Source organism: Edaphobacter lichenicola, assembly GCF_014201315.1.
GTDB classification, from domain to species: Bacteria; Acidobacteriota; Terriglobia; order Terriglobales; family Acidobacteriaceae; genus Edaphobacter; species Edaphobacter lichenicola_B.
In genome coordinates this window covers 450,406-473,540 of sequence record NZ_JACHDY010000001.1, presented here as the reverse complement: position 1 = coordinate 473,540, position 23,135 = coordinate 450,406, and the positions used below count along the sequence as shown (strand labels likewise).

The 23,135-nt window shown below is 61.4% G+C and carries 14 protein-coding genes; 8 read left to right on the top strand and 6 right to left on the bottom strand.

From position 1 onward, the window contains the following. Window positions 1-60: 60 nt before the first annotated feature. Both HDF09_RS01995 and HDF09_RS01990 read right to left on the bottom strand, forming a co-directional pair. Window positions 61-2,247 carry an alpha-ketoacid dehydrogenase subunit alpha/beta gene (locus tag HDF09_RS01995; protein ID WP_183760741.1) on the bottom strand — a complete coding sequence of 729 codons (2,187 nt, stop codon included), beginning with the start codon at window positions 2,245-2,247 and terminating at the stop codon, window positions 61-63. Between the two features lie 186 nt (window positions 2,248-2,433). Next, the gene (locus HDF09_RS01990) at window positions 2,434-4,743 is read right to left on the bottom strand and encodes a sodium-translocating pyrophosphatase (protein ID WP_260180866.1); all 2,310 of its coding nucleotides are present in this window, start codon (window positions 4,741-4,743) and stop codon (window positions 2,434-2,436) included. 217 nt (window positions 4,744-4,960) lie between these two features. Here HDF09_RS01990 and HDF09_RS21050 point away from each other — a divergent pair, with 217 nt between their 5' ends. Then, window positions 4,961-6,658: a S8 family peptidase gene (locus tag HDF09_RS21050; RefSeq protein WP_183760739.1), complete on the top strand. Its 1,698-nt coding sequence runs from the start codon at window positions 4,961-4,963 to the stop codon at window positions 6,656-6,658. Window positions 6,659-6,888: 230 nt separating this feature from the next. Here HDF09_RS21050 and HDF09_RS01980 read toward each other — a convergent pair whose 3' ends face one another. Further along, window positions 6,889-7,254 carry a hypothetical protein gene (locus HDF09_RS01980; protein ID WP_183760737.1) on the bottom strand — a complete coding sequence of 122 codons (366 nt, stop codon included), beginning with the start codon at window positions 7,252-7,254 and terminating at the stop codon, window positions 6,889-6,891. Window positions 7,255-7,370: 116 nt separating this feature from the next. Here HDF09_RS01980 and HDF09_RS01975 point away from each other — a divergent pair, with 116 nt between their 5' ends. Then, window positions 7,371-8,303 (top strand): mechanosensitive ion channel family protein, encoded by a 933-nt coding sequence (locus tag HDF09_RS01975; protein ID WP_183760734.1) that lies wholly within the window; start codon window positions 7,371-7,373, stop codon window positions 8,301-8,303. Between the two features lie 115 nt (window positions 8,304-8,418). Here HDF09_RS01975 and HDF09_RS01970 read toward each other — a convergent pair whose 3' ends face one another. Together HDF09_RS01970 and HDF09_RS01965 are read right to left on the bottom strand one after the other, a co-directional pair. Continuing rightward, window positions 8,419-10,608 (bottom strand): thioredoxin domain-containing protein, encoded by a 2,190-nt coding sequence (locus tag HDF09_RS01970; protein WP_183760732.1) that lies wholly within the window; start codon window positions 10,606-10,608, stop codon window positions 8,419-8,421. A 372-nt stretch (window positions 10,609-10,980) separates the two neighbouring features. After that, the gene (locus tag HDF09_RS01965) at window positions 10,981-13,086 is read right to left on the bottom strand and encodes a TolC family protein (RefSeq protein ID WP_183763123.1); all 2,106 of its coding nucleotides are present in this window, start codon (window positions 13,084-13,086) and stop codon (window positions 10,981-10,983) included. 524 nt (window positions 13,087-13,610) lie between these two features. Between HDF09_RS01965 and HDF09_RS20585 the strand changes: the two genes are divergently transcribed. The 4 genes from HDF09_RS20585 (at window position 13,611) to HDF09_RS01945 (ending at window position 19,688) form a co-directional block, all read left to right on the top strand. Next, a complete protein-coding gene (locus HDF09_RS20585; RefSeq protein ID WP_260180865.1) occupies window positions 13,611-14,684 on the top strand; it encodes a tRNA pseudouridine synthase A in 1,074 nt (357 codons plus the stop codon). Then, the gene (locus HDF09_RS01955) at window positions 14,684-15,958 is read left to right on the top strand and encodes a M20/M25/M40 family metallo-hydrolase (protein ID WP_183760730.1); all 1,275 of its coding nucleotides are present in this window, start codon (window positions 14,684-14,686) and stop codon (window positions 15,956-15,958) included. Before HDF09_RS20585 ends, HDF09_RS01955 begins: the two co-directional genes overlap by 1 nt. 505 nt (window positions 15,959-16,463) lie before the next feature. After that, window positions 16,464-17,321: a hypothetical protein gene (locus tag HDF09_RS01950; RefSeq protein WP_183760728.1), complete on the top strand. Its 858-nt coding sequence runs from the start codon at window positions 16,464-16,466 to the stop codon at window positions 17,319-17,321. A 396-nt stretch (window positions 17,322-17,717) separates the two neighbouring features. Continuing rightward, entirely contained in the window at window positions 17,718-19,688 is a 1,971-nt protein-coding gene (locus HDF09_RS01945) for a PP2C family protein-serine/threonine phosphatase (RefSeq protein ID WP_183760726.1), read from the top strand. A gap of 24 nt (window positions 19,689-19,712) precedes the next feature. Here HDF09_RS01945 and HDF09_RS20580 read toward each other — a convergent pair whose 3' ends face one another. Beyond that, window positions 19,713-19,835, bottom strand: coding sequence for a hypothetical protein (locus tag HDF09_RS20580; protein ID WP_260180864.1), 123 nt, complete (start codon window positions 19,833-19,835; stop codon window positions 19,713-19,715). Between the two features lie 525 nt (window positions 19,836-20,360). Between HDF09_RS20580 and HDF09_RS01940 the strand changes: the two genes are divergently transcribed. Both HDF09_RS01940 and HDF09_RS01935 read left to right on the top strand, forming a co-directional pair. Then, the gene (locus HDF09_RS01940; protein ID WP_311718392.1) at window positions 20,361-22,166 is read left to right on the top strand and encodes an amidohydrolase; all 1,806 of its coding nucleotides are present in this window, start codon (window positions 20,361-20,363) and stop codon (window positions 22,164-22,166) included. Then, window positions 22,167-23,093, top strand: coding sequence for a DMT family transporter (locus HDF09_RS01935; protein WP_183760722.1), 927 nt, complete (start codon window positions 22,167-22,169; stop codon window positions 23,091-23,093). Window positions 23,094-23,135: the final 42 nt, after the last annotated feature.

Here is a 23,135-nt window from a genome sequence, read left to right as displayed (position 1 = left end):
ACTCACGAAGTGACCGCCCTCCGCGCAGGAGGCCCGTCCGGCAGGACGCCCATACGCCAACTAGAACGCCGCCAGCTCCGCCATCGCCCGATAAAGATCCTCCGGCTGCGGCAGAATCGCATCCTCCAGCAGCGGCTGATACGCCACAAACGTATCCATCGCCGCCACACGCCTCACCGGGGCATCGAGATCATGAAACAGCTCCTCCCCGATCCGCGCCGCGATCTCCGCGCCATACCCCCAGCTCAACATATCCTCATGCGCCACAATCACGCGGTTGGTCTTCCTCACACTCTCCGCAATCGCCTCCCAGTCATAAGGAGTCAAACTCCGAAGATCGATCAGCTCCACATCCACGCCAGTATCGCGATTGAGCTTCTGCGCCGCCTGCAGCGCCCGCGGCACCACCGCGCCATACGTCAACACCGTCAGGTCCTTCCCCGGCCGCACAATCTTCGCCTTCCCAAACGGAATGCAGTAGTCCGGCCCCGGATAAGCCGCCCGTCCAAACGTCTCGCGATACAGCCGCTTATGCTCAAGAAACAACACCGGATCATCGCAACGAATCGCCGTCCGTAACAACCCCAGCGCATCCAGCGCATTCGACGGCATCACCACCCGCACTCCCGGCGTATGCGTAAAGATGCTCTCCCCCGACTGCGAGTGATAGATCGATCCACCCGTCAGATATCCGCCAATAGGCACCCTCATCACCAGCGGGCAGCTGAAGTCCCCATTCGACCGCCACCGCATCAGCGAAAGCTCATTCCGCATCTGGTGCATCGCCGGCCAGATGTAATCGAAGAACTGAATCTCCACCACCGGCTTCATCCCGCGCACCGCCATCCCAATCGCACGGCCCGTAATATTCGCCTCTGCCAGCGGCGAGTTCCAGCATCGGTCGCTGCCAAACTCCGTCTGCAGCCCCGCCGTCAGCTTGAACACACCACCCTTGCCCTTGATCTTCCCCGCGCGCAGCGCACCATCGCGAGTAGCATCGGCCACATCTTCGCCAAACACCACCACCCGTTCATCGCGCCGCATCTCATCCTTCAGGCAGCAGTTGATCAGGTCCGCCATCGTGCGCTCTGTTGCATCCGCGGTCGGCTTTGGCTCGGTCGCAAACCGCGCATCCTGCGAACTCACATCCTCCGAGTACACATGCTTCGTAATCGAAGCCACCGTCGGCAGCGTCGCCATCACCGCGCGATCCGCCGCCCGCTGCACCTCTTCATCCACCTGCCGCTCTAGCCGGTTGATCCCCTCCGCATCCAGAATCCCCTCGCGCAGCAGCCACATCTGCATCCGCGAGATCGGGTCCCGCGCAGCATCGGCATCCAGCTCCTCCACCGACCGGTAGAGCCTCTCGTCATCGCTCAGCGAGTGCGAGTAAGGCCGAATCACATGCCCATGCACCAACGCCGGTCCTTTGCCCGAGCGGCAATAAGCCACCGCCTCCACCATCGCCTTGTAACTCGCAATCGGATCGGTCCCGTCAATCTCAGCAAAGTGGAAGTTAGGAAAGTTCGCCACCAGCTTCGAGATATTTCCCCCCGGCGTATTCACCTCCACCGGCGTCGAGATCGCGTACCCATTGTCCTCGACCACATACAACACCGGCAGCTTCCCATTCGAGGCCGTATTCAGCGACTCCCAGAACTCTCCCTGACTAGTCGACCCCTCACCGATCGAAACATACACCACCTCATCGCCATGAAACGTCACATCCTTGAACTCACGATAATCTCCCTCATGTTTCTTCGCCGCCTCAGGATGCTTCGTAAAAAATCTCCCCGCCTCCGCACACCCAACCGCATGCAAACACTGCGTAGCCGTCGACGAAGACGGCGAAACAATATTCAACTTCCTGCTCGACCAGTGCGAAGGCATCTGCCGTCCGCCGCTCGCTATGTCGTCTGCCGCACCCACCGCCTGCAGCAGCTGCTCCTCCACCGTATTGCCCAGCGTCAGGCAGATCGCGCGATCCCGATAGTAAGGAAAGAACCAGTCATACCCCGGCTTCAGCGCCATCCCCGCCGCAACCAGCAACGCCTCATGCCCGGCGCAAGAGATCTGAAAAAAAATCTTCTGCTGCCGCTTCAAAACAATCTCACGATCATCGGTACGCCGCGACAGGTACATCAGCCGATAAAACTCCACCAGCTGCTCCCGCGTCAGCAAGCTCTCCGCCACGCTTCCCGCCGTCTTCTTGCTCTCCTGCACACCCGATCCAGACTGTCTTGCCATACACCCATCCTTTACATCGAAGAGCCATCGAAAAGCCGCAGCTCATTAACACTACCGACACAGATTGTACCGGGAAGCCGCTACACTTGACTCCCCTGTCTCCCGCATTCCTTCTCCACGCTCTGCAAAAAAAATCGAGAAAAATGGGCAACCCGAAGGCCACCCATCTTTCAAGCAGTGGTCAAACTAAACAAACAACGGCGCAAGCACCAGCGTAATCGTAGCCAGCAGCTTGATCAGCACATGCAAACTAGGCCCAGCCGTGTCCTTGAAGGGATCGCCTACCGTATCCCCCACCACCGCCGCCTTATGCGCCTCCGACTTCTTCCCGCCATACTGTCCCGTCTCGATAAACTTCTTCGCGTTATCCCACGCCCCGCCGCCGTTGTTCATCAACATCGCCAGCAGCACGCCCGAGATCGTCCCGACCATCAGCAACCCAGCCACAGCCTCAGCTCCAGCCAGATTCACCGGCACGCCGCCAATCGCAGGAACAGGCAGAATCGTTCCCGGCGCATACAACGCAGAGCTGGCCTGATAGCTCGAGCTCAAGTGGCGGAAGATCAACCCCACCGCCACCGGCAAACCAACTGCCAGCAGCCCAGGCACCACCATCTCCTTCAACGCAGCACCCGTCACGATGTTCACGCAGCGCGCATAGTCCGGCTTCGAGGTCCCCAGCATAATCCCGGGATTCTCCTTGAACTGATCGCGCACATCCTTCACCACCATCTGCGCCGTTCGCCCCACCGCCTTGATCGCCAGCGAGCTGAACAGGTACGTCAACATCGCACCCAGCAGTGCGCCCACAAACACCGGCACCTGCGCCAGATTGATATTCGTAAAGCTCCACCCCACCGGCATATACCCGTCGGCAAGTGCAACCTTATCGGTTACAATTGTTTTAATCTCCTCCAGATACGCCGAGAACAGAAGAAACGCAGCCAGCGAAGCCGACCCGATCGCATATCCCTTCGTCAGCGCCTTCGTCGTATTCCCCGCCGAGTCCAGCTTATCCGTCCGGTCGCGAATCTCATGAGGCTGATTCGACATCTCGATGATCCCGCCCGCATTATCCGTAATCGGCCCAAACGTATCCATCGCCAGAATGTATGCCGCGCAGCTCAGCATCCCCATCGTGGCAATCGCCGTCCCGTAGATTCCCTTGGCGTAGTCGCTGATCCCCGTCACGCCCGCCAGTCCCTGCACGCCAAAGTAGTAGCTCAGCAACAGCGCCGCCGAGATCACCACCACAGGCATCGCCGGCGTCTCCATCCCCACCGCCAGCCCGCTGATGATGTTCGTCGCCGGCCCAGTCACCGAAGCCTCCACAATCGACTTCACCGGACGATAGATCGCCTCCGTGTAGTACTCCGTAATCCACACAAACAGAAACGCTGTCACCAGCCCAATCACGCCGCACCCAAGCAGCCAGATCGGCTGCACCTGCGGCCCGTTCAACATCGTATAAACCGCAACTGCAAACCCGGCCAGCGCCAGCGCCGAGGTCACATAAAATCCCTTGTTCAACGCGTGCATCGGATCCTCATCCTCACGCGTCTTCACCACAAACACGCCGACGATGCTCGCAATCAAATTAATCGCATGCACAATCAGCGGAAACAGAATCCCCTTCACTCCGAACACCGGATAAAGCGCAGCGCCAAGAATCATCGCGCCCACATTCTCCGCCGCCGTCGACTCGAACAAGTCCGCACCACGACCCGCGCAGTCACCCACGTTATCGCCTACCAGGTCCGCAATCACCGCAGGATTCCGCGGATCATCCTCAGGAATCCCCGCCTCCACCTTACCCACCAGGTCCGCACCCACATCCGCGGCCTTCGTATAGATCCCTCCGCCAAGCTGCGCGAACAGCGCCACCAGCGAAGCCCCGAACCCAAACCCCACCAGCTGATAAGGAACCGCCTGCGGATGCTCCAACCCGCCAAAGAACAGGAACAGCACCCCAACACCAAGCAGTGAGAGCGCAACCACTACCAGCCCCGTCACTGCCCCGCCACGCAGCGCCATCTGCAGCGCCTTGTTCAAACTCGTGCGTGCCGCCGAAGCCGTTCGAATGTTCGCGCGTATCGAGCAGTACATCCCCGTAAATCCCGCCAGCCCCGAGCACACCGCGCCCACCAGAAAACTCACCACCGTCTTCAGCGCATAGGGCGAAGTCCGGGGCGACATCTTATACCCCACAAACACCACCACCGCCAGCACCAGAGCAATCGACCCGATCGTCTTGTACTGCCGCCGCAAAAACGCCTCCGCCCCCTCGCGAATCGCGTTCGAGATCGCCTGCATCTCCGGCGTCCCGGTATCTGAGGCGATTACCGCACGAGCCAGCATCAGCGCAGCAACCAACGCCAGCACCCCAACCGTCAGTGCAATCCACAAATAGACGCGCCCGTCGCCGCCGTCCACAGACGCAGAGGACACCGGAACCTGCGACTGAACGGCCAACGCCAAAATACTTACTCCAACCATGCAAGGGTCTCCTTCGAACAAAAACTTTCTCTCTGCTTCACAAAGGCGCAATTAGAGCACGTGCGATCAAACAGGGTCAACGTATCCGTTAATCGAGCAGGATCAGTCAGATTTCACTCAATCGACAGACTAAAGGAATAGCACACAACCGGACTGGTACTAATGCAAATCCGCGCGCAGCCGATTCATACCTCAGTTGCAACCTTGAGGTGCCGCCGTGTCCGTCTTCAACAAAATCGCTTCACCAGAGCTAACTCCCACAGCGGCTCGCCCCCGTCAGCTCCGCCGAAGCATCTCGCGCGTCGCCGCTCTCTTTCTCCCTCTTCTTCCCCCCGCCGCCGCCGTGGCCCAGATCGACACCACCAGCATCGCGCCCCATCGCTACCTCGTCCTCTATCGCAACGCAACCATCCCCGGCGACGCCGAGGCCCATCTCCTCTCCGCCAATACCCGCCTCACCCAACGCAACGAGCACCTCGGCATCGCAGCCGTCCAGTCTCCCGTCTCACAGGACGACGCCACCACCCTCCGCCTCCTCGCCGCCCAACCCAACGTCAGCTACGTTCTCCACGACCGAATCGTCTCCGCACTGCGCCTCCGCCTCAAGCCCATCGCGCCCACCTCGCACGACAACAACGGAGCACAATCTCTCACGCCAACCACAACCATAGGCCGACTCCCCACCCACGGCCCCATCACCTCAGCTCCCCCCAACATCCCAACTCCACCCCCGGCCACTCCGCCGCCACCGCCGCCAACCTACGACACCTACTACACCTCCACCCCCCAGGGATGGGCCGTCCAGCAGGTCGGCGGCTACGGAAACAACACCCCCGGCGCACCCGCGCACGGCCCCTGGGACACCACCATGGGCAAAGGCATTCGGATCGCCGTCCTCGACAGCGGCGTCGACCGAACCCACCCCGACATCGCCCCCAACCTCGCCCTCAACCTCACCGAGGTCGACCAGACTGCCTACCCCAGCGCCTGCGACGACGGCAGTCCGCAGGATCAGCAAGGTCACGGCACCTGGACCTCCTCGCTCGCAGCCGGAGCCATCGGTCCCGGAACCGGAAAGATCATCGGCGTTGCCCCCGCCGCCACCATCCTCAACATCAAAGTCCTCCAGCGTATGCCCGTCTCCATCACCGGCGACACCAACCCCGCCGACCTGTGCGAAGCCGGCGAAGCCAGCGGCCTCCTCAGCTGGGTCATGAAGGGTATCGAAGACGCCGTCACCAACCGCGCAGACGTCATCTCCCTCTCCGTCGGCGCCACCGCCGACCTCACCACCGGAGACGGAGCCGGCCTCCTCGCCGCCTTCAACCAGATCACCTACGCCGCCGCCCAGGCCAACATCGTCCTCGTCGCCTCCGCCGGCAACGACGGCCTCGACCTCTCCAACCCCCGATACGTCGAGCTCCCCGCACAGTCTCGCGGCGTCCTCGCCATCGCCGCCTCCACCAACCCCGCCTGTGCGCAGAACACCACCCCCGGCGCCACCTGCACCCCCGGCCCCGTCTCGCTCGCCTACTACACCAACTATGGAGCTCCCCTTAACGCCCTCGCCGCACCCGGCGGCAGCTACCCGGACGGCCCTGACAGCGGCGTCAGCGGCTGGATTCAAGGCGCCTGCAGCTCCGGCCTCCCCAACACCCTCGACGGCCTCCCCGCCAACTCCGCCCACAGTTACGGCTGCTTCAACCTCGGCCACACCCCGTACGTTCAGGCCATGGGCACCAGTGCCTCAGCCCCACTCGCCGCCGGAGTCGCAGCACTCTTACGCGCCGCCCACCCAGGCTGGAGCGCCGCAACTGTAGTCACCGCCATGCGAAACTCAGCCGTCACCCTCCCCGGCCTCTCCATCCCTCTGATCAGCGCGACCGCAGCTCTCTCCCTACCCACGCCACAGTAGTCCTGCCGGACGGGCCTCCTACGCGGAGGGCGGTCACTTCGTGACGTGTGTACCTTGTCGGGGTAAGTCAGGTGCAATGGGCTTCGCGTTGCTCAGCAGTCAGATTCCGACCAACGGGAGGACCACGCGAAGCGGTATACGCGTCACGAAGTGACCGCCCGAATCGGGGTCCCCGCAAACAAGTCTTCGTTTGCGGGGTGGCCTAGCGCAGTGGGCCCGTCCGGCAGGACCTAGCCCTTCATCCGCTCCTTCACGCTATGGGCCAGCTTCTCAATCTCATCCGCCTTCTTAATCACATCAACCGACAGAATATTCTTATTCGTCTTGTCCACCTGCTGCTTCAGATCCGTCGCCAGCGCCAGCAGCTTATCCGTGTCCGCCACCAGTCGCTTCTGCCGCTCCGTGCTCCTAACCTGCTCCTGCTGCTCCAAACGATGAGGATCCGTCGTCGGATCCAGATCGCTGGGCTGATGCGCCTGCCCGGGAAAGTGCTGTGGCTGCGGCGCATATTGCTTCGGCTCGCCCCCGCTCACCCCACCGGACACGCCCATCATCAACACAACAACCCCAATCATCGCCGCTCGAAGCATCTTCATAGCACCCTCCATCACGCCCCGCCGCCCACCCACATCCTCTGCATGAATTGCATCTTACAAACACCTGACGCATTCTGTTCACAGTATTTCTTTCCCGAAAGCGAGACGCCGTAATCATGCTCCTTCTGGTAGTTCCCCCGCAAGACGAGCGAATCATCGAGGTCATCCAGCACGACTGGCACAACGACATCATCCTCTTCCTGCAAAACAAGCTGCCCAAGATCGTCGTAGTCCTCCTGGTCATCTTCGTCCTCCAGCGCTTCGTTCTCTTCTTCGTCAAAAAGATGCGCACCCGCGCCGACCGCCAGGTGGGCAACTTCCACCGCGCCGCCCAGCTTCGCACCATCGCCTCCATCGTGCGCGCCACCTCCTACGGCGTCCTCGGCTTCATCGCCTTCCTGCAGCTTCTCAACATCTTCGATATCCCCTACCAGCCCATCCTCGCCTCTGCCGGAATCGTCGGCGTCGGCATAGGCCTAGGCGCCCAATCCATCTTCAAGGACATGCTCAACGGCATCTTCATCCTCATCGAGGATCAGTACAACGTAGGCGAAGTCGTCGCTCTCGCCGGCCTCAAAGGCACCGTCGAAGATCTCTCCCTGCGCAGCACCCGCCTCCGCGACGCCGACGGCACCCTCTACATCATCCCCAACAGCCAGATCGCCAACGTCGCCAACCTCTCCCGCGACTACGCCGTCGCCACCCTTCCCGTCAGCGTGGACGCCAGCGCCAACCCCGACAAAGTCATCGCACTCCTCACAGCCCTGGCCGACGATGTTCGTCAGGACTCAGCCTTCAAAGACATTGCCATAGCCAACCCGGTCGTCCTGGGTGTCGACAAGATCAACGGCCGCGAGATCACCTATCCCATCCAGATCCGCGTCCGCGCTAACCAGAGAGACGGCGTCCTCCGCGAACTGCGCCGCCGCATCATCCTCGCCTTCGAAAAGGAAGGCATCCCGCTAGGCAACGACCCCGCAAACATGCTCATTATCCGAGCTTCCAACCCCACAGGTCCGCCCGCCCAGCAACCCCTAATAGGCAGCTAGCAAAATCAAACCGACCAACGGGAGGAAGGTATACCCGTCACGAAGTGACCGCCCTCCGCGCAGGAGGCCCGTCCGGCAGGACAAGAGGCAGTAAGAGAAAAAAAGGTAGTCCCGCCTACAAAGCTTTATTCATAGCCTCAATCAACTCATCCGCGGTAGAGACCGGCGGCAAACACCCTCGCCCACTGCAAACCACCGCAAAACTCCCCTCCCCACCCAGCCCCGGCAGGTGCGGCAGTGTCTCCGCCAGCGCCGGAGGCAGCGCCCCCAACTGATCCCTCCGCAACCGAATCACGCTCTTATTCACCGCATACCGAGCCAGCGCCACCGCCTCAAGCCTCCTCGCCGCGGCATCGTCCCCAATCACGCAGATCTCCACCGACCGCAGCACCATCCTCTGCAGCGCCAGCCCATAGCTAGCCGCATACAACCCAAAGTGCTCCACCACCCCAGCAAACGTCTCCAGCGTCTCCAGAGCCTTCACCGCATAGTCCTCCCGTCCATTCAGCGCCTCCAGCCGCAGCAGCAACGCCGCGCCAACAGAGTTCCCCGCAGGCGTAGGCGAGTCCTGCAACGGCTTCCTCCGTGTCACCAGAGCACCCAGCCGCGTCTCTCCCTCCGCCACGCTCTCCGTATCGAAGAACGCGCACCCAACCGGGTCATAAAACTTCACCAGCGCACTCTCCATAATCGCTTCGGCAGCCGTGTAGTACCGCATCTCCCCCGTCAGCTCCCACGCATCCAGCGCCGCATGCCCCAGAAACACATAGTCCTCGAGCACCCCAGCCACCCGCGCTCCCTTCCCACCCTGCTCGCCATAGCCGACCACATGCGCCATCCCAGCCTTGGCCTCCCACGCCTCCGCCAACACCCGGTCCAGAGACTTCAGCGCGAACGCCCGCACCTCCGGCATATCCAGCACCCGCCCCGCCTCCAGGTAAGCCGAGATCATCATCCCATTCCAGCCCACATAGATCGTCTTATCCACATAGGGAGTAGGCCGCCTCAGCCTCGCCGCATACAACTTCTCCTTCGCCGCCCCCAGCCGCTCCCTCGCCACCTCCACCGTAATCGCATTCGCCTTCGCCACTCCCTCCAGCGTCCCCCGCACATGCAAAACATTCTTCGCCGGGTTGTGGTGCATATCGCCGATCTCGCCAATGTCGTAATAAGCACTAGCCACCGCCAGCTCTTCCGCAGTCAGCACCTCCGCGGCCTCATCGCGTGTCCACGTAAAGTAGTCGCCGTCATCCTCCAGCGAAAAGTCCGCATCCTGCGAAGCATAAAAACCACCGCGCTCCCGGTCGCTCAGCCACTCGTCGATCCACTGAATCATCTCTCGAGCCACCCGCGCCGCCTCCGGCTCCACAAACGTCTGGAACGCGTGAACATAGTTCTTCAGCAGCTCGCTATTGTCATACGACATCTTCTCGAAGTGCGGCACCACCCATCGCTCATCCACCGAGTAGCGATGAAATCCCCCGGCGAGGTGGTCATAGATCCCGCCCTTCGACATCTTCTGCAGCGTCACCATCGCCGCAGTCTTCGCCGCCTCGCTCACACTCTCCATCCCGCCGGCCGACACGCGCGACGCCACATCCAGCAGCAGATCAATCGCCCCCGAGTGAGGAAACTTCGGCTGCGACCCAAACCCTCCCGACCGCGAATCGAACTGCTTCAGCGCCGACCCCACCAGCTTCGCCACCAGCTCCGGCCCGGGATTCCCACTCCTCCCCATAAACGATTCGTTATGCTCAATCGCCGCCATCACACTACCAGCCGACTCGTTCACCTCATCCCGCCGATTCTGAAACGCCTCCGCCATCGTCAGCAGAACCCGCTGAAACCCCGGCCGTCCATGCTGATCCGCCGGCGGAAAATAAGTCCCCCCAAAGTAAGGCTTCCCCTCCGGAGTCAGAAACGCAGTCAGCGGCCAACCACCCTGCCCGCTGATCGCAGACACCGCCGCCTGGTATCGCGTATCCACATCCGGCCGCTCGTCGCGATCCACCTTCACCGCAACAAAGTTGTCGTTGATGATCTTCGCCGTAGCCGCACTCTCATACGACTCGCGATCCATCACATGACACCAGTGGCACCACACCGCGCCAATATCCAGCAGGATCGGCTTATCCTCCACCTTCGCCTTCTCAAACGCCGCCTCGCCCCACTCCTGCCACTCCACCGGCTGATGCATCGCCGACCGCAGATAAGCCGAAGCCGCACTCGCCAAAGAGTTCAAATGCACCTCAGCCTGCTCGTGACTCCCCGCCGCTTCCTGACTTGCCGTCCGTTCCTCACTCATAGTCTTCCAGTCTAGTTCAAACGCATCTCAGTCTAGTGCAAACGCATCTCCCGGACCCGCACTTCCGTTTTGTCATTCCGCAGCGAAGCGGAGGAATCTGCTGTTCCCCTCCCAACTCCCGTCATCTCGACCGAAGTCGCGCAATCCTATCGCGCGACGGAGTGGATTGCGACTACAGCTTTCAGTTGCAGCGAACCAATTCATGCCGCGGTATCCGTCAAGATCCCTGTATTTCGCCTTCACTGCATCCCGTCTATCCACGAACCAAAACTAGCCGCCTTTGAACCCAACCCGCATCACCAACTACGCCGCATCAAGCCAAACAAAAAGGGCCCGAGCCAAAGCCCGAGCCCTCTCGCAAATCATCCATCCCTACTGCGGCGGAGCAGCACCCGGGTTCACATCAATCGGCTTCGGCGCCTCAGGAGCCTTCGGAGCCGTCAGCCCAGGAATCACAGGCGTCGCCATGCCCGCGCCGCCTCCAACCGCCTGCGCTGCAGCTTCGATGCTGATCCCATACCGATCCAGAGTGTTCGCCAGAAGCTGGAACAGTTGCGCACGATCCCTCGCATAAGCCGCCGTGGCCGAGATCAGGTTATTCTCCCCCGTCGCCAGGTTCCTCGCCTGTTGCAGCACATTCGCAGTCGTCGATGCACCCAGCCTGTACTTCTTCTGCTCAGCATCCAGACTCTGCGCCGCGAAGTCTCTCGCCGCTTGTGCCGCCTGTACCTGCGCCCGGTCGTTGGTCAACGCATACTGCTGGTTGGTCACCTGAATCCGAATCAACGTGTAGAGCTGCTGCAACCGCATCTGCGACTGCATGTACTCCATCTGCGACCGCGCCTGGTCCGCCTGCGCCGTGCGGTTCCGCAGCGTGATGTTGATGTTCACCCCAACGCCCTTATCCGGAGCGTTGTTGTTGAACGTGTTCTGAAAAACCGTGCCGTAGCTGACCGAAGGAAATGTTCCCGGGGGAAAAGGCGTATTCTTGGAGAAGTCAATCGCACTCGGATTCTGAGCACCACCCAGCGCGCTTCCCCCATAGAAGGCATACGCATCCACCACGGGCAGCAATCCATTCTTGAACGCCTTGATCGTGATCTCGTTGTTCTTCATGTTCAACACCGCCTGCTCAATCTGCGGGTTGTTCGCATACGCCTGCTTCACCAGGTCCTCTACCTGCAAATCCTCCTCAGGCAGTCTGTCCAGAGCCACGCGGTCGGTCGGAATCACCGGAGCCTGCGACAGCTGCGGATCATTCAGTGTCCGCGCAATCGCCTGCTTCATCAGCAGCTGCTGATACTCAAGGTTCGTCTTCGACGCCACCAGCGCCTGCTTGTCGCTCGCCACCGCGCTGTCCGAGTTCACCACATCCAACGGAGCCAGCGTGCCAATCTCCAACTGCTTCCGGTTATCCGAAGTCAGCTGCGACGACTGCGCCAGCTGACGCTCCTTCGCCTGCTCATCTTCGTACGCGCTCACCAGCGCCCAGTAGATGTTCTCCACCTGGTTCACCGTGAAGAGCAGCTGCTGCCGAAACGCCGAGTCCGTAATCCGCCGATCGTTCTTGGCCTGCAGAATAAACCGGCCATTCACGCCCCAGCCAAATCCCTGCAGCAAATGCTGCGTCGCCGTCGCGCGAAAGCTCGTCGTCAGCGATGGGCTGTAGTTGCTGAACGGATTATCCGTCGTCACGCGCGTATTGTTGAAACCCACCGTCAACTGCGTGCCGGTAAGAAATCCCTGCGCATAATTAAAGTTGTAAGTCCCCGTGTTTGTCGTCAACACATTCAACCCACCGCTGAACAGCGTATTCAACTGCGGCTGCGTCGAAGCCTCATACGACACCTGCCCCGTCACCACGGGGTCAAGATTCTCCGGCACAGGTCCGCCGCCGTTCGTGCTCACAACGATGCCGCCCACACCAGTACCGCCGCCACCCACACCCTGCGAGGTCGCTCCCGGTCCGCCGCCCGTCGTAATCGTCAGCGTCGTTCCGCCAATCGTATTCGTCAGCAGGCCCGTCGAAACACCGCGCAGCGAAGATCCCGCCCTCGCCCGCAGCAGATCCGTATCCGCAATATCCAGATTGATCCGCGAGATCGCAATATCGTAGTTATTCTCGAGCGCCAGCGCCACCGCATCCGCCAGGCTCAGATAGAGCTTCCCATCCTTCAGCAAACTGCTAAGCGTCGTGTTTCCCATCTGGAAGGTCGGAAGCTGAATCGCCGTATAGGGAGCGATCGGATTCCAGATATGGCTCTTCGGCTTCGTAAAGTCGCGGCTCGTCGGTCGCATAAACAACGGCTCGGTCGGCTTCGGCTCAGGAGCCTGCGGCAATCCCGCCTGTCCCGTCGTGTCGTTCGCTACCGGCTGTGGCGCTGCCGGCGTGGTCGGACTCGTCGGCGTCTGCTGCCCCAAGCTCGGCTGTGTGCACAGACTCATCAGCAGCAGTGCAATGCTCGCCGCCCCCTGCATATCCTTTAATCTCACGATTCGCTCTCCAACTCTTTCCTGAAGCTTCTCGACACTTTACCGGCAATGCCCAACACCGGCCCGGACCACATCGGCATAGACCACTTCCCCGGACTCGCCGGACTCAATAGCTCTCCCAACCCCGCTCAACCACACGAGGGGTCAGCCGCAACCTGTTTTTGCAATTCTTATTCAGACGCGCAGCACCTTCCCAAAGACTCTTAAAGACAGCCCCAGATATCCGACCACAGATATGCGACCACAGACATGCGATGACACTTAGGCGACAACACATGCGACGAACCAGGAAAATCCTGCTAACCCAAACATCGCTCACTACCTCTACGCTGTCTGGGCTCAGCACAGATACGCACTCATCGCCCGCTTCGTTCCCAACATCTTTAGTAAAAGTGCATTCCAGTAAAAGTGCGCTTCAAGATACGATGCGGTAAGTATATCAACCTCTTGTCCTTACCAACCGTCTCCAAACCCGTCCCGCGCAACCGTGATACCGTCCAAAGCAGCCCATGCCTCACTGGAAGACAATCCTCACCTACGACGGAACCCCCTACAACGGCTGGCAGATCCAACCATCTCTCCCCACCGTACAGGGCACGCTCGCCCAGGCCATCCATCGCGTCACCGGCGAGACCGTTCTCCCCCAGGGCTCCGGCCGCACCGACACCGGCGTCCACGCCCTCGCCCAGGTAGCCACCTTCTCGCTTTCGGTCCCCATCCCCGCCGCAAATCTCCATCGCGCCCTCAACCGCGCCCTCCCACCCAGCATCCGCATCCTCTCCGTCGAAGTCGTCTCCGAAGACTTCCACGCCCGCCACAGCGCCCGCCGCAAAACCTACGAGTACCGCATCCTCCCCTGCGGCTCCCACTCCCACTCCGATTCGCACTCCCATTCGCATTCAGAAGAACGCATCTGCCCTCCCATGCTCGCCCCCTACGTCTGGGCCTGCCCTCTCCCCCTCGAACTCGCCCCCCTCCAACAAGCCGCAGCCCACATCCTCGGCACCCACGACTTCACCTCCTTTGCCGCCACCGACCCCGACCTGACCACCCGCACCGCCACCATCGACTCCCCTGAGTCACCCAACCAAATCAGCGTCACCTCCAAAAAAAGCGCCATCGCCCAAGACAACGTCATCTCGACCGAAGCTGCTCACAGCCTCATCGTGAGCAGCGCAGTGGATTGCAGCCACCGTCCTCAGTTGCAGCGGACCGATTCACGCCGCGGTATCCGTCAAGACCCCCCGCATTCCGCCCACACCACCACCAATCCCACCCCGGCCCACAACGCCACCTCACAAAACAGAATCATCCCCACCGACAACACCCGCACCATCTTCCACTCCGCCTGGCACCAGCAAGAAGACCTCCTCATCTACCGAGTCACCGGCTCCGGCTTCCTCCACCACATGGTCCGCAACCTGGTCGGCACCTTCGTCGAAGCAGCCGCCAACCGCCTCTCCCCCGACGCCATCCCCAAGATCCTCGCCGCTCGCAACCGCGCCGCCGCCGGCCCCACCGCCCCCGCCCGCGGCCTCTTCCTAGTCGAGGTCCTTTATACAGACGCCGAGGCCGACTCCTGATGCCAGCCACCGCCTCCGCCCAGCGCCGCATCTCCCGCCTCGCCACGCTCACCGCCGTCCACCGCGCCTTCCACTGGCTGCACCTCCATCAACCCCAACTCCGCCAGTGGCAGCTCGAGCTCGTCCGCATCCCCGCCCCACCCTTCGGCGAATCCGCCCGCGCCGCCTGGTTCCTCGAGCGCTTCCAAGCCCTGGGCCTCACCAACCTCCACCTCGACGACGCCGGCAACGCCCTCGCCGAACTAGCCCCCGAACTCACCCCAGAACTCACCCCAGACCCGTCTCCTACTCCCTACTCCCTACCCCCTACTCCCTGCACTCTCCTCTCAGCCCACCTCGACACCGTCTTCCCCGCCAACACCCCCATCGACCCAACCGAAGAAAAAGACTCTCCCCGCATCCACGCCCCCGGCATCTGCGACAACGCCGCCGGTCTCACCGCGCTGCTCGCCATCGCCGCCGCCCTCCGCTTCGCCAACATCACCCCACCCATCCCCATCCTCTTCGCCGCCAACGTAGGCGAGGAGGGCGAAGGCGACCTCCGCGGCATGCGTCACCTCTTCGAACGCGGCCCCTACCGCACCCGCATCGCCGCAGCCCTCATCCTCGAAGGCGGAGGCACCGCCGCCGCCATCCACCGAGCCCTCGGCAGCCTCCGCTTCCGCGTCACCATCACCGGCCCAGGCGGCCACTCCTGGGCCGACGCCGGAACCCCCAACCCCATCCTCACCCTCAGCCAGGCCCTCACCGAGATCGCCGCCCTCACCCTCCCCACCGACCCCCTCACCACCCTCAACGTCGGCCACATCTCCGGCGGCACCTCCATCAACTCGATCCCCGAGTCCGCCTCCGCCCTCCTCGACCTCCGCTCCACCGACTCCACCCAGCTCGTCTCCACCGCCACCCGCGTCCACCAGATCTTCGACGACATCGTCACCACACAATCCACCACCGCCACACCACTAAAACTCCACATCGACACCATAGGCAACCGTCCCGCCGCCACCCTCCCTGACGACTCCCCCCTCCTCCACACCCTCCGCGCCGTCGACCGTCACCTCTCCCTCCGCACCGAACTCCGCCTCGGCTCCACCGACGCCAACATCCCTCTCTCCCGCGGCATCCCCGCCCTCGCCCTCGGCAGCGGCGGCGCGGGCGGCGGCATCCACACCCTCCAGGAGTGGTACGACCCCACCGGCCGCGAAACCGCCCTCCGCCGCATCCTCCTAACCCTCCTCGACACCACCCAACTCCTCGCCGAAGCCCAACTCTAGCAACAAATCGAGCCGTTACCGTCATCAAGCCCTTGCTGTCATCGCTTTGCCTTTGCCGTCATCCTGAGCGCAGCGAAGGATCCCGAAGAACCTGACCTGCCCCAACCGCCCGTCCCTTTCCACCCACCTCTCCAGCCGTTGTCTGTTCCCCATCTCCCACCCCTCAATTTTCTTAGCAACTTTACAAAAACAACGGTGTTCCCACCGCAAACAGCACAAAACTTCGCAAGGCACTAAAGAGATCAACCTTTATGCCGATAAAGCCGAAAGCAGAAGCTACCCCAACCAAGGGTACTCATCAGCACCAGGGATCAATTCGAGCTTTGGGAGGTGCAAAAATTCCAACCCGCAGAAAATTAAGTGGCAAGCCGCCACAATTAGGCTAAAATCCAGCCCAACAATCCGCCCAACATTCTGGCACGTCTCGAGATCAACCCCCGCGATCCGGCGAACCCAAGGTGTAAAGCACACGGCATCCACCTCCCGTGTGTTGTGGAGGTCCCCCATGAAGCGCATCTTTGCCTCGTTGCTTCTTCTTCTGCCCGTCTCCCTCATCGCAGGCGCCGAGCAGTTGATTCCAGCCGGTTCGGTCCTGCAATGCATGGTCTCCGACAAAATCTCATCCAAAACCCTCCACCTCGGCGACCCCGTCCTCTGCCAGCTTAGCCGCGTCGAGAAGTACGGTCGCTCCGTCCTCCCCTACGGAAGCTACCTCGTCGGCCGCTTTGAAGACTACAAAGACCCAGGGCACTTCGTCGGCAAAGGCTGGATGGAGCTCAAATTCGACCGCATCGTCGTAGGCAACGACACCGTCATCCCCATCTCGGCCCGCGTCGTCGCCGACTCCGGCAAGAATCCCGTCGACCTCAACGGCCGCATCCTCGGCACCGGACACGCCACCCGCGACACCGTCGAGTGGCTTATCCCCGTCCTCTGGCCCATCGACCTCATCAACCTGCCCCGCCGCGGACCCTATCCCGTCCTCAAGCCCGAGACCCGCCTCACCATCAAACTCCTCGACGATATCGGCATCCCCACCAAGTCCGAGGTCCAGCATCAACCCGAGATGATCTCCCGCTTCAACTACGCCGATCCCACCCCGGCCCCAATCGAGCGGCAGGCCGCCCCCATCCAACAGGCCTACCCTCAGCCGGTCCAGCAGTCCTACGCGCCCCCGCCGCCGTACTATCCCCAGCAGCAGAACCCCTCCGTGGTCGTAGTCCAGGCCCAGGCGCCCGCGCCAACCGTCATCCAACAGGCCCCCGTCGTCGTACGCCCCCACGTAGTCTACGGCTATCCTCCACCGCCACCACCCTATGGCTACGCCTACCCACCACCCTACGGCTACTACCGCCCCTATTAGTCGCCTGAGCCAACATTTTTGCCTACACCAACCGCCAAAGCTTCGATCGAGTCAGTTATCGATCGAAGCTTTGTGGCTGTATCGACTACTCCACCCGACGGGCCACTGATCTCTCGATTACTGACGAGAAGCCGACTTAGCGTTACTAGTCCGGCCTCAGCTGCCGAAAACCCCGTTTTTCGCGAAGTACGGATAGGCGCCCGATCGTATATGAGTGACTCGGCGATTTAGCGTGAATCCGGAAGGATTCCTGGCGACATGCGTGTTTCCGGTACTCGTCACGTACTATGGGTAGAAAGTTGGCCACGCGAGTGCCCGCAGGCAGTGTTGGCGACGTTATGCCATGGCCGAGACCCGCAGAAGGACACGGATCATGAGAAAGCTCAAAATCATCAAATGAGACTCTCGCGGTTCTCTGTGCTGTTGGTGTCGCTAGCCTCGTTGTCGCTCTTACTCTGCGCGGCCTCTGGCCTCCATGCCCAGACCTTCAACCTGCAAACCGGACGCGAGGCCGTCGCCTCCCTCGACGGCCTCTGGCGCTTTCACACCGGAGACAATCCCGCATGGGCCGACCCGAACTTCGACGATTCGCAATGGCCTCTGCTTCGCTCCGATAAGGATTGGAACCAACAGGGCTATGAGAACTATGGCGGATTCGCCTGGTATCGCTTCACCGTCGCGGTGCCTGAGGGTAGTAGGGACTGGTCCATCTACTTAGGACCCATGGAAACCGGCTATCAACTCTTCGTCGACGGACGTCCCGCCGGTTCATTCGGCCCAATCCTCAATTCTCTGAACTACGCCCAATCAAGCCGCGCCTTCGCCCTATCCCCCGCTGCCGCCTCCGGCCCGCGTACGTTTCATATTGCCATCCGCACCTGGCACCTTCCCGCCTGGGCGGATTATGTGCCGGGAGGGTTTGGGTTTTTCGGTAGCAGCTATTTCGGAGACTCCCGCCTCATCGCGCAACGTGCGGCGACGGCCAGATCGCTGCAATGGAACGGGCTCGTCAACGAATACACGTATGCCGTGCTCAGCACGCTCGTCGGCCTAGTGGTGCTCGTCTTGTCTTTCTTCCGCCGCGAAGAACGCGAATATCTGTGGTTCGCGCTGCTTCTATTGGCGAACGCGATTGACATTGGACTGAGCTTCGGTCAGGTACTTGCTCTTATCCCTTTGCCGGTCGTTGACTTTATCGATGGCTCAGTGCGCTTGGCTGCTCTCTTTGCCGCCATGGCTTTTTTCTCCATCGTGCTGCGTGCCCCGCGCTCGAGAACCTGGTGGTTTGTCGCCGCCCTGCTGCTAATCAATCCGCCAGCGGTTTTTCTTTACGTCTTCAATATCACCTCTGTGGGAATCGCCAGCTTGGTTGCCACGCTGTCTGTGCTTCCTGCCACCGTCTGGATTCTCGTGACCCTACTCAGGCGTGCGCTTCAACGCGATCGCGACGCTCTCATCCTGCTTGTTCCTACTCTGCTCTGGCAGGGGTTTCCCTTCATCGACAACATCCTCATCATCACGTGGCAACTGGGCTGGCAGCGTTGGGCGTTACATTGGACGTTCGCTTTGCTAACCAAACCGTTCGTGCTGTTGCCTGGTCCGGTCGTAGGTACGATCTTCATCTTTGCCCTTCTTTTATTTCTGATTCGGCGTTTCTCGCTCGCTCGGCAGGAGGGCGCGCGCCTTTCAAGTGAATTCGAGTCTGCCCGCAACATTCAATCGCTGCTCTTCCCGGCAAAGCCGCCTGCTACTCCCGGATTTGCCATCGATAGCGTCTATCTTCCCGCCAGTGAGGTAGGCGGTGACTTCTTCCAGATCATGCCCGCCGAGGATGGTTCTCTACTCGTTGTCGTCGGAGACGTCAGCGGGAAGGGCCTCAAAGCTGCAATGACCGTCGGCAGCATCATCGGCGCGCTGCGCGGCTGCACGGTGCGAAAACCCGCCGAAGTCCTCGCTTACCTCAACCATGTTCTCCACGGCCAAATAACAGGCTTCGTCACCTGCACCATCGCGCTGATCGCCGCCAACGGCAACATGACCCTCGCCAACGCCGGAAACCACCCGCCCTACCGCAATGGGCAAGAACTGGATGTTGAATCCGGCCTGCCACTTGGCATCACGCCGGATGCCTGTTACTCCGAAACCACATTCCAGCTCAATCCAAACGACCGCCTGACCTTCGTATCGGACGGAGTCGTAGAAGCCACTAACGAACGTCGCGAGCTCTTCGGTTTCCACCGAACCCAGGCCATCAGCACCCAATCCGCCAGCGCCATCGCCGAAGCCGCAAAGCAATTCGGCCAGAACGACGACATCACCGTACTTACCCTCACGCTCACGCCCTCTCTGAAAGCATCCCTCGCATAAAGTGCAATCTCATGCGACTCGTCGTCATCCGGATTGGCGCATCTCGAACCATTCAGCGGCGAGCCAGAGAGTCCACTTGGTCTTATAGTCGCCGTCTCGTATAAGTGCCGCAATCCTCAGTTCGCGGTAACAGGCCAATGCGCTCATTGAGCTTCTGCTGGAGGCGAGGATTAGTCCTGATAAACGCGCTTCCGTTTATCGCTCACGTGTACACGCTTTCGGCAATGGGGTCTTGAGAATGACGGACCGAACTCAACCGAGTCCTATCGCACAAAATTTTGAGTTTGGCGCAAGTAACTCATGTTCCGCGCACAAAGCCTGTCAAGCCCCGAATCGCATAAAACCAGCACCAGCCGCGGACTTTCGCGTGGCGTATCAGTTATGCTCCCCCGCTATAATAGAACTAACCAGCAAATCCAGATCTCAAGTCACCAGGCCGCGCGGGTCAAACCATGCAGCTTCGGACGAAGTCTCACACAATACCAACAAAACAAGTATTTTGTACGCAACTGTTTTACTTTCTATATTTTAGCGACACCCACTCCCTGCAAACCAATGATTCCAATAGACTTCCCTGCAAGATACCCCCAGGGGGGAGGGGGGAGGGGTACGACCAACAAAACTCCGACCCGAAACCACCAACTCTACCCCACTCCGCGATACACTCCACTCGTGAAACCCTTCACCCTCACCGCCACTCTCCTCCTCACTACCCTCGCCCAGGCGCAAAACACGCCGCCCGACGCCATCTACCTCCACGGAAACATCCTCACCGGTGCCCACCTCCGCCCCAACGACCCCTCCCCCACCCCAGCAAAGGTCCAGGCCCTGGCCATCGCCAAAGGAAAGATCGTAGCCGCCGGCACCGACGCCGAGATTCTCAAACTAAAGTCCTCGAAAACCCGCATCATCGACCTGCACCACGCCTTCGCAATGCCCGGCTTCAACGACGCCCACACCCACATGGCCCCGGCCGGCCGCCAGCAACTCTCCATCAACCTCGACGGAGTCAAATCCCTCGCCGAGATGCAGCAACGCATCCGCGTCTACGTCGCAAAAGCCAAGCCCGGAACCTGGCTCGAAGGCGGCGGCTGGGACCACACCCTCTGGCCCGGAGCCAAGCTCCCCACCCGCGAGGATATCGACCCCATCACCGCCGGCCACCCCTGCATCCTCGAGCGGGTCGACGGCCACATCGCCCTCGCCAACTCCGCCGCCCTCGCCGTCGCCGGCATCACCGACGAGACCCCCAACCCCGCCGGAGCAAAGATTGATCGGCCCGACCGCGATCCCTCCGGCCCTCCCACCGGCATCCTCCGCGAGCCCGCCGCCACCAACCTCGTCTTCAGCAAAATCCCCTCGCCCGGCCCCGAAGAGCGCACCAAAGCCCTCAACCTCGCCATCAACGACGCTCTCGCCCACGGCGTCACCAGCGTCCAGGACTACTCCGACTGGGAAGACTTCCTCGCCCTCGAAGAGTTAGAAGACGCGCACCAGCTCCACCTCCGCTTCGCCGAGTGGCTCCCCTTCGACAAGCCCCTCGAGGTCCTCAAGGAGCGCCGCGCCAGCCACTCCCCGGACGACCCGCTCCTCCACCTCACCATGCTCAAGGGCTTCATGGACGGCTCCCTCGGCTCCCGCACCGCAGCCCTCGACGAGCCCTACTCCGACGACCTCAACAACTCCGGCCTCCCCCGCTACGACCAGAACAAGCTCACCCAACTAGCCTCCGAGCGCGCAGCCGCAGGCTTCCAGCTGGGCTTCCACGCCATCGGCGACCGCGCCAACGCCATGGCCCTCAACGCCTTCGGCGCCGCCGACCAGGTCGCCACCCTAGCCCCGCTACCCGCCAACCCCCATACCGCCGACGCCCACATCGTCACCACTCCACCCCCACCCGACCCCACCCCCGCCGCCCTCCGCTTCCGCGTAGAACATGCCCAGGTCCTGCTTCCCGAAGACTTCGACCGCTTCTCGAGCGAGGGGGTCATCGCCTCGATGCAACCCTCCCACCTCCTCACCGACATGAAGTGGGCCACCGACCGCCTCGGCCCCGACCGCGTGAAGTACGCCTACGCCTGGAAGAGCTTCCTCGACCACAATGTCACCCTCGCCTTCGGCACCGACTACCCAGTGGAGTCCATCAATCCCTTCCGCGGACTCTATGCCGCCATCACCCGCCAGAACGAAGCCGGAACCCAGACCTTCCAGCCACAAGAAAAAATCTCCCTCAACGAAGCCCTCTACGCCTACACCCAGGCCTCTGCCTTCGCCGAGTTTCGCGAGCACCAGAAGGGTCGCCTCGAACCCGGCTACCTCGCCGACCTCATCGTTCTCGACCGCGACATCACCACCGCAACCCCGCAGCAACTGCTCCACACCAAAGTCCTTCGCACCATCGTGAACGGCGAAACCGTCTACTCGCAGTCACCTAAACCCACGCAGTCACCTAAACCCAACGTCGGAGCGAGCAACTAGTTGCCCCGCCGACCAAGCGCCACCACCCTGGCCCACCTCTTACTCCTCGCGGTCGTCATCATCTGGGGGGCCACATTCGTTTTAGTAAAAGGTGCGCTCCAGGACATCTCGCCTCTGCTCTTCAACTTGCTCAGAATGGCTCTTGCCTTCATCGCCTTAGCCATCGTGAACCATCGTCAACTCCGCGACATCAACCGCCAAAGCATCGTATCCGGCCTCATCGTCGGCCTCTTCCTCGCCGCCGGATACCAGTTTCAGACCACCGGCCTGTCCCGCACAACCGCGGCGAAATCCGCCCTGATCACCGGTCTGGTCGTCGTCTTCGTCCCTCTCTTCACCCTCATCCCTGCGATTCGCCCGCAAGGGACACCACCTCCGCGCTGGACCACTGCAATCGGAGCCATCCTCGCCTTCTGCGGCCTTCTCCTACTCACAACGCCCGCTGGAACATCCTGGCGGAATCTCTCCAGCAGCATCGGTGCGGGCGATCTACTCACACTGGGCTGCGCCATAGCCTTCGCCGCTCATCTCCTATCGTTGGCTCATACCTCCCGCAAGGTCCCAACCGCCCAACTCGCCACTCTCCAGATCGGAACTGCTGCCCTCATCATGGCCGTCACACTGCCCTTAGGCGGAAGGCCTCATCTCACCCTCACACCTCGGTTAGTCACAGCACTCGTTATCACCAGCCTCCTCGCTACAGCCGCAGCCTTCACCATCCAAAGCTGGGCCCAGCAACATCTCCCCCCCACCCACACCGCGATCCTCCTCACTCTCGAACCCGTCTTCGCCTGCCTTACCTCATTCCTCGTCCTGCACGAACATCTAGGCCGCCGTTCTCTCCTCGGAGCCGCTCTCATCCTCGCTGGGATCGCCTTCATCGAGCTCTTTCCCTCGGAAGCTCCAATCCCCACCTACCCCGCCTGAGCTTCACACAGACTTTCGTCTTCTTTTTGCGTCTAATCAGAT

Coding starts and splice junctions, on each gene's coding strand:
- HDF09_RS01990 (WP_260180866.1), bottom strand. CDS start 4,743: ATGGTTGGAGTAAGTATTTTGGCGTTGGCCGTTCAGTCGCAGGTTCCG.
- HDF09_RS01945 (WP_183760726.1), top strand. CDS start 17,718: ATGAGACTCTCGCGGTTCTCTGTGCTGTTGGTGTCGCTAGCCTCGTTG.
- HDF09_RS01955 (WP_183760730.1), top strand. CDS start 14,684: ATGCCAGCCACCGCCTCCGCCCAGCGCCGCATCTCCCGCCTCGCCACG.
- HDF09_RS01980 (WP_183760737.1), bottom strand. CDS start 7,254: ATGAAGATGCTTCGAGCGGCGATGATTGGGGTTGTTGTGTTGATGATG.
- HDF09_RS01995 (WP_183760741.1), bottom strand. CDS start 2,247: ATGGCAAGACAGTCTGGATCGGGTGTGCAGGAGAGCAAGAAGACGGCG.
- HDF09_RS01975 (WP_183760734.1), top strand. CDS start 7,371: ATGCTCCTTCTGGTAGTTCCCCCGCAAGACGAGCGAATCATCGAGGTC.
- HDF09_RS20585 (WP_260180865.1), top strand. CDS start 13,611: ATGCCTCACTGGAAGACAATCCTCACCTACGACGGAACCCCCTACAAC.
- HDF09_RS01970 (WP_183760732.1), bottom strand. CDS start 10,608: ATGAGTGAGGAACGGACGGCAAGTCAGGAAGCGGCGGGGAGTCACGAG.
- HDF09_RS20580 (WP_260180864.1), bottom strand. CDS start 19,835: ATGAGCGCATTGGCCTGTTACCGCGAACTGAGGATTGCGGCACTTATA.
- HDF09_RS01950 (WP_183760728.1), top strand. CDS start 16,464: ATGAAGCGCATCTTTGCCTCGTTGCTTCTTCTTCTGCCCGTCTCCCTC.
- HDF09_RS01965 (WP_183763123.1), bottom strand. CDS start 13,086: ATGCAGGGGGCGGCGAGCATTGCACTGCTGCTGATGAGTCTGTGCACA.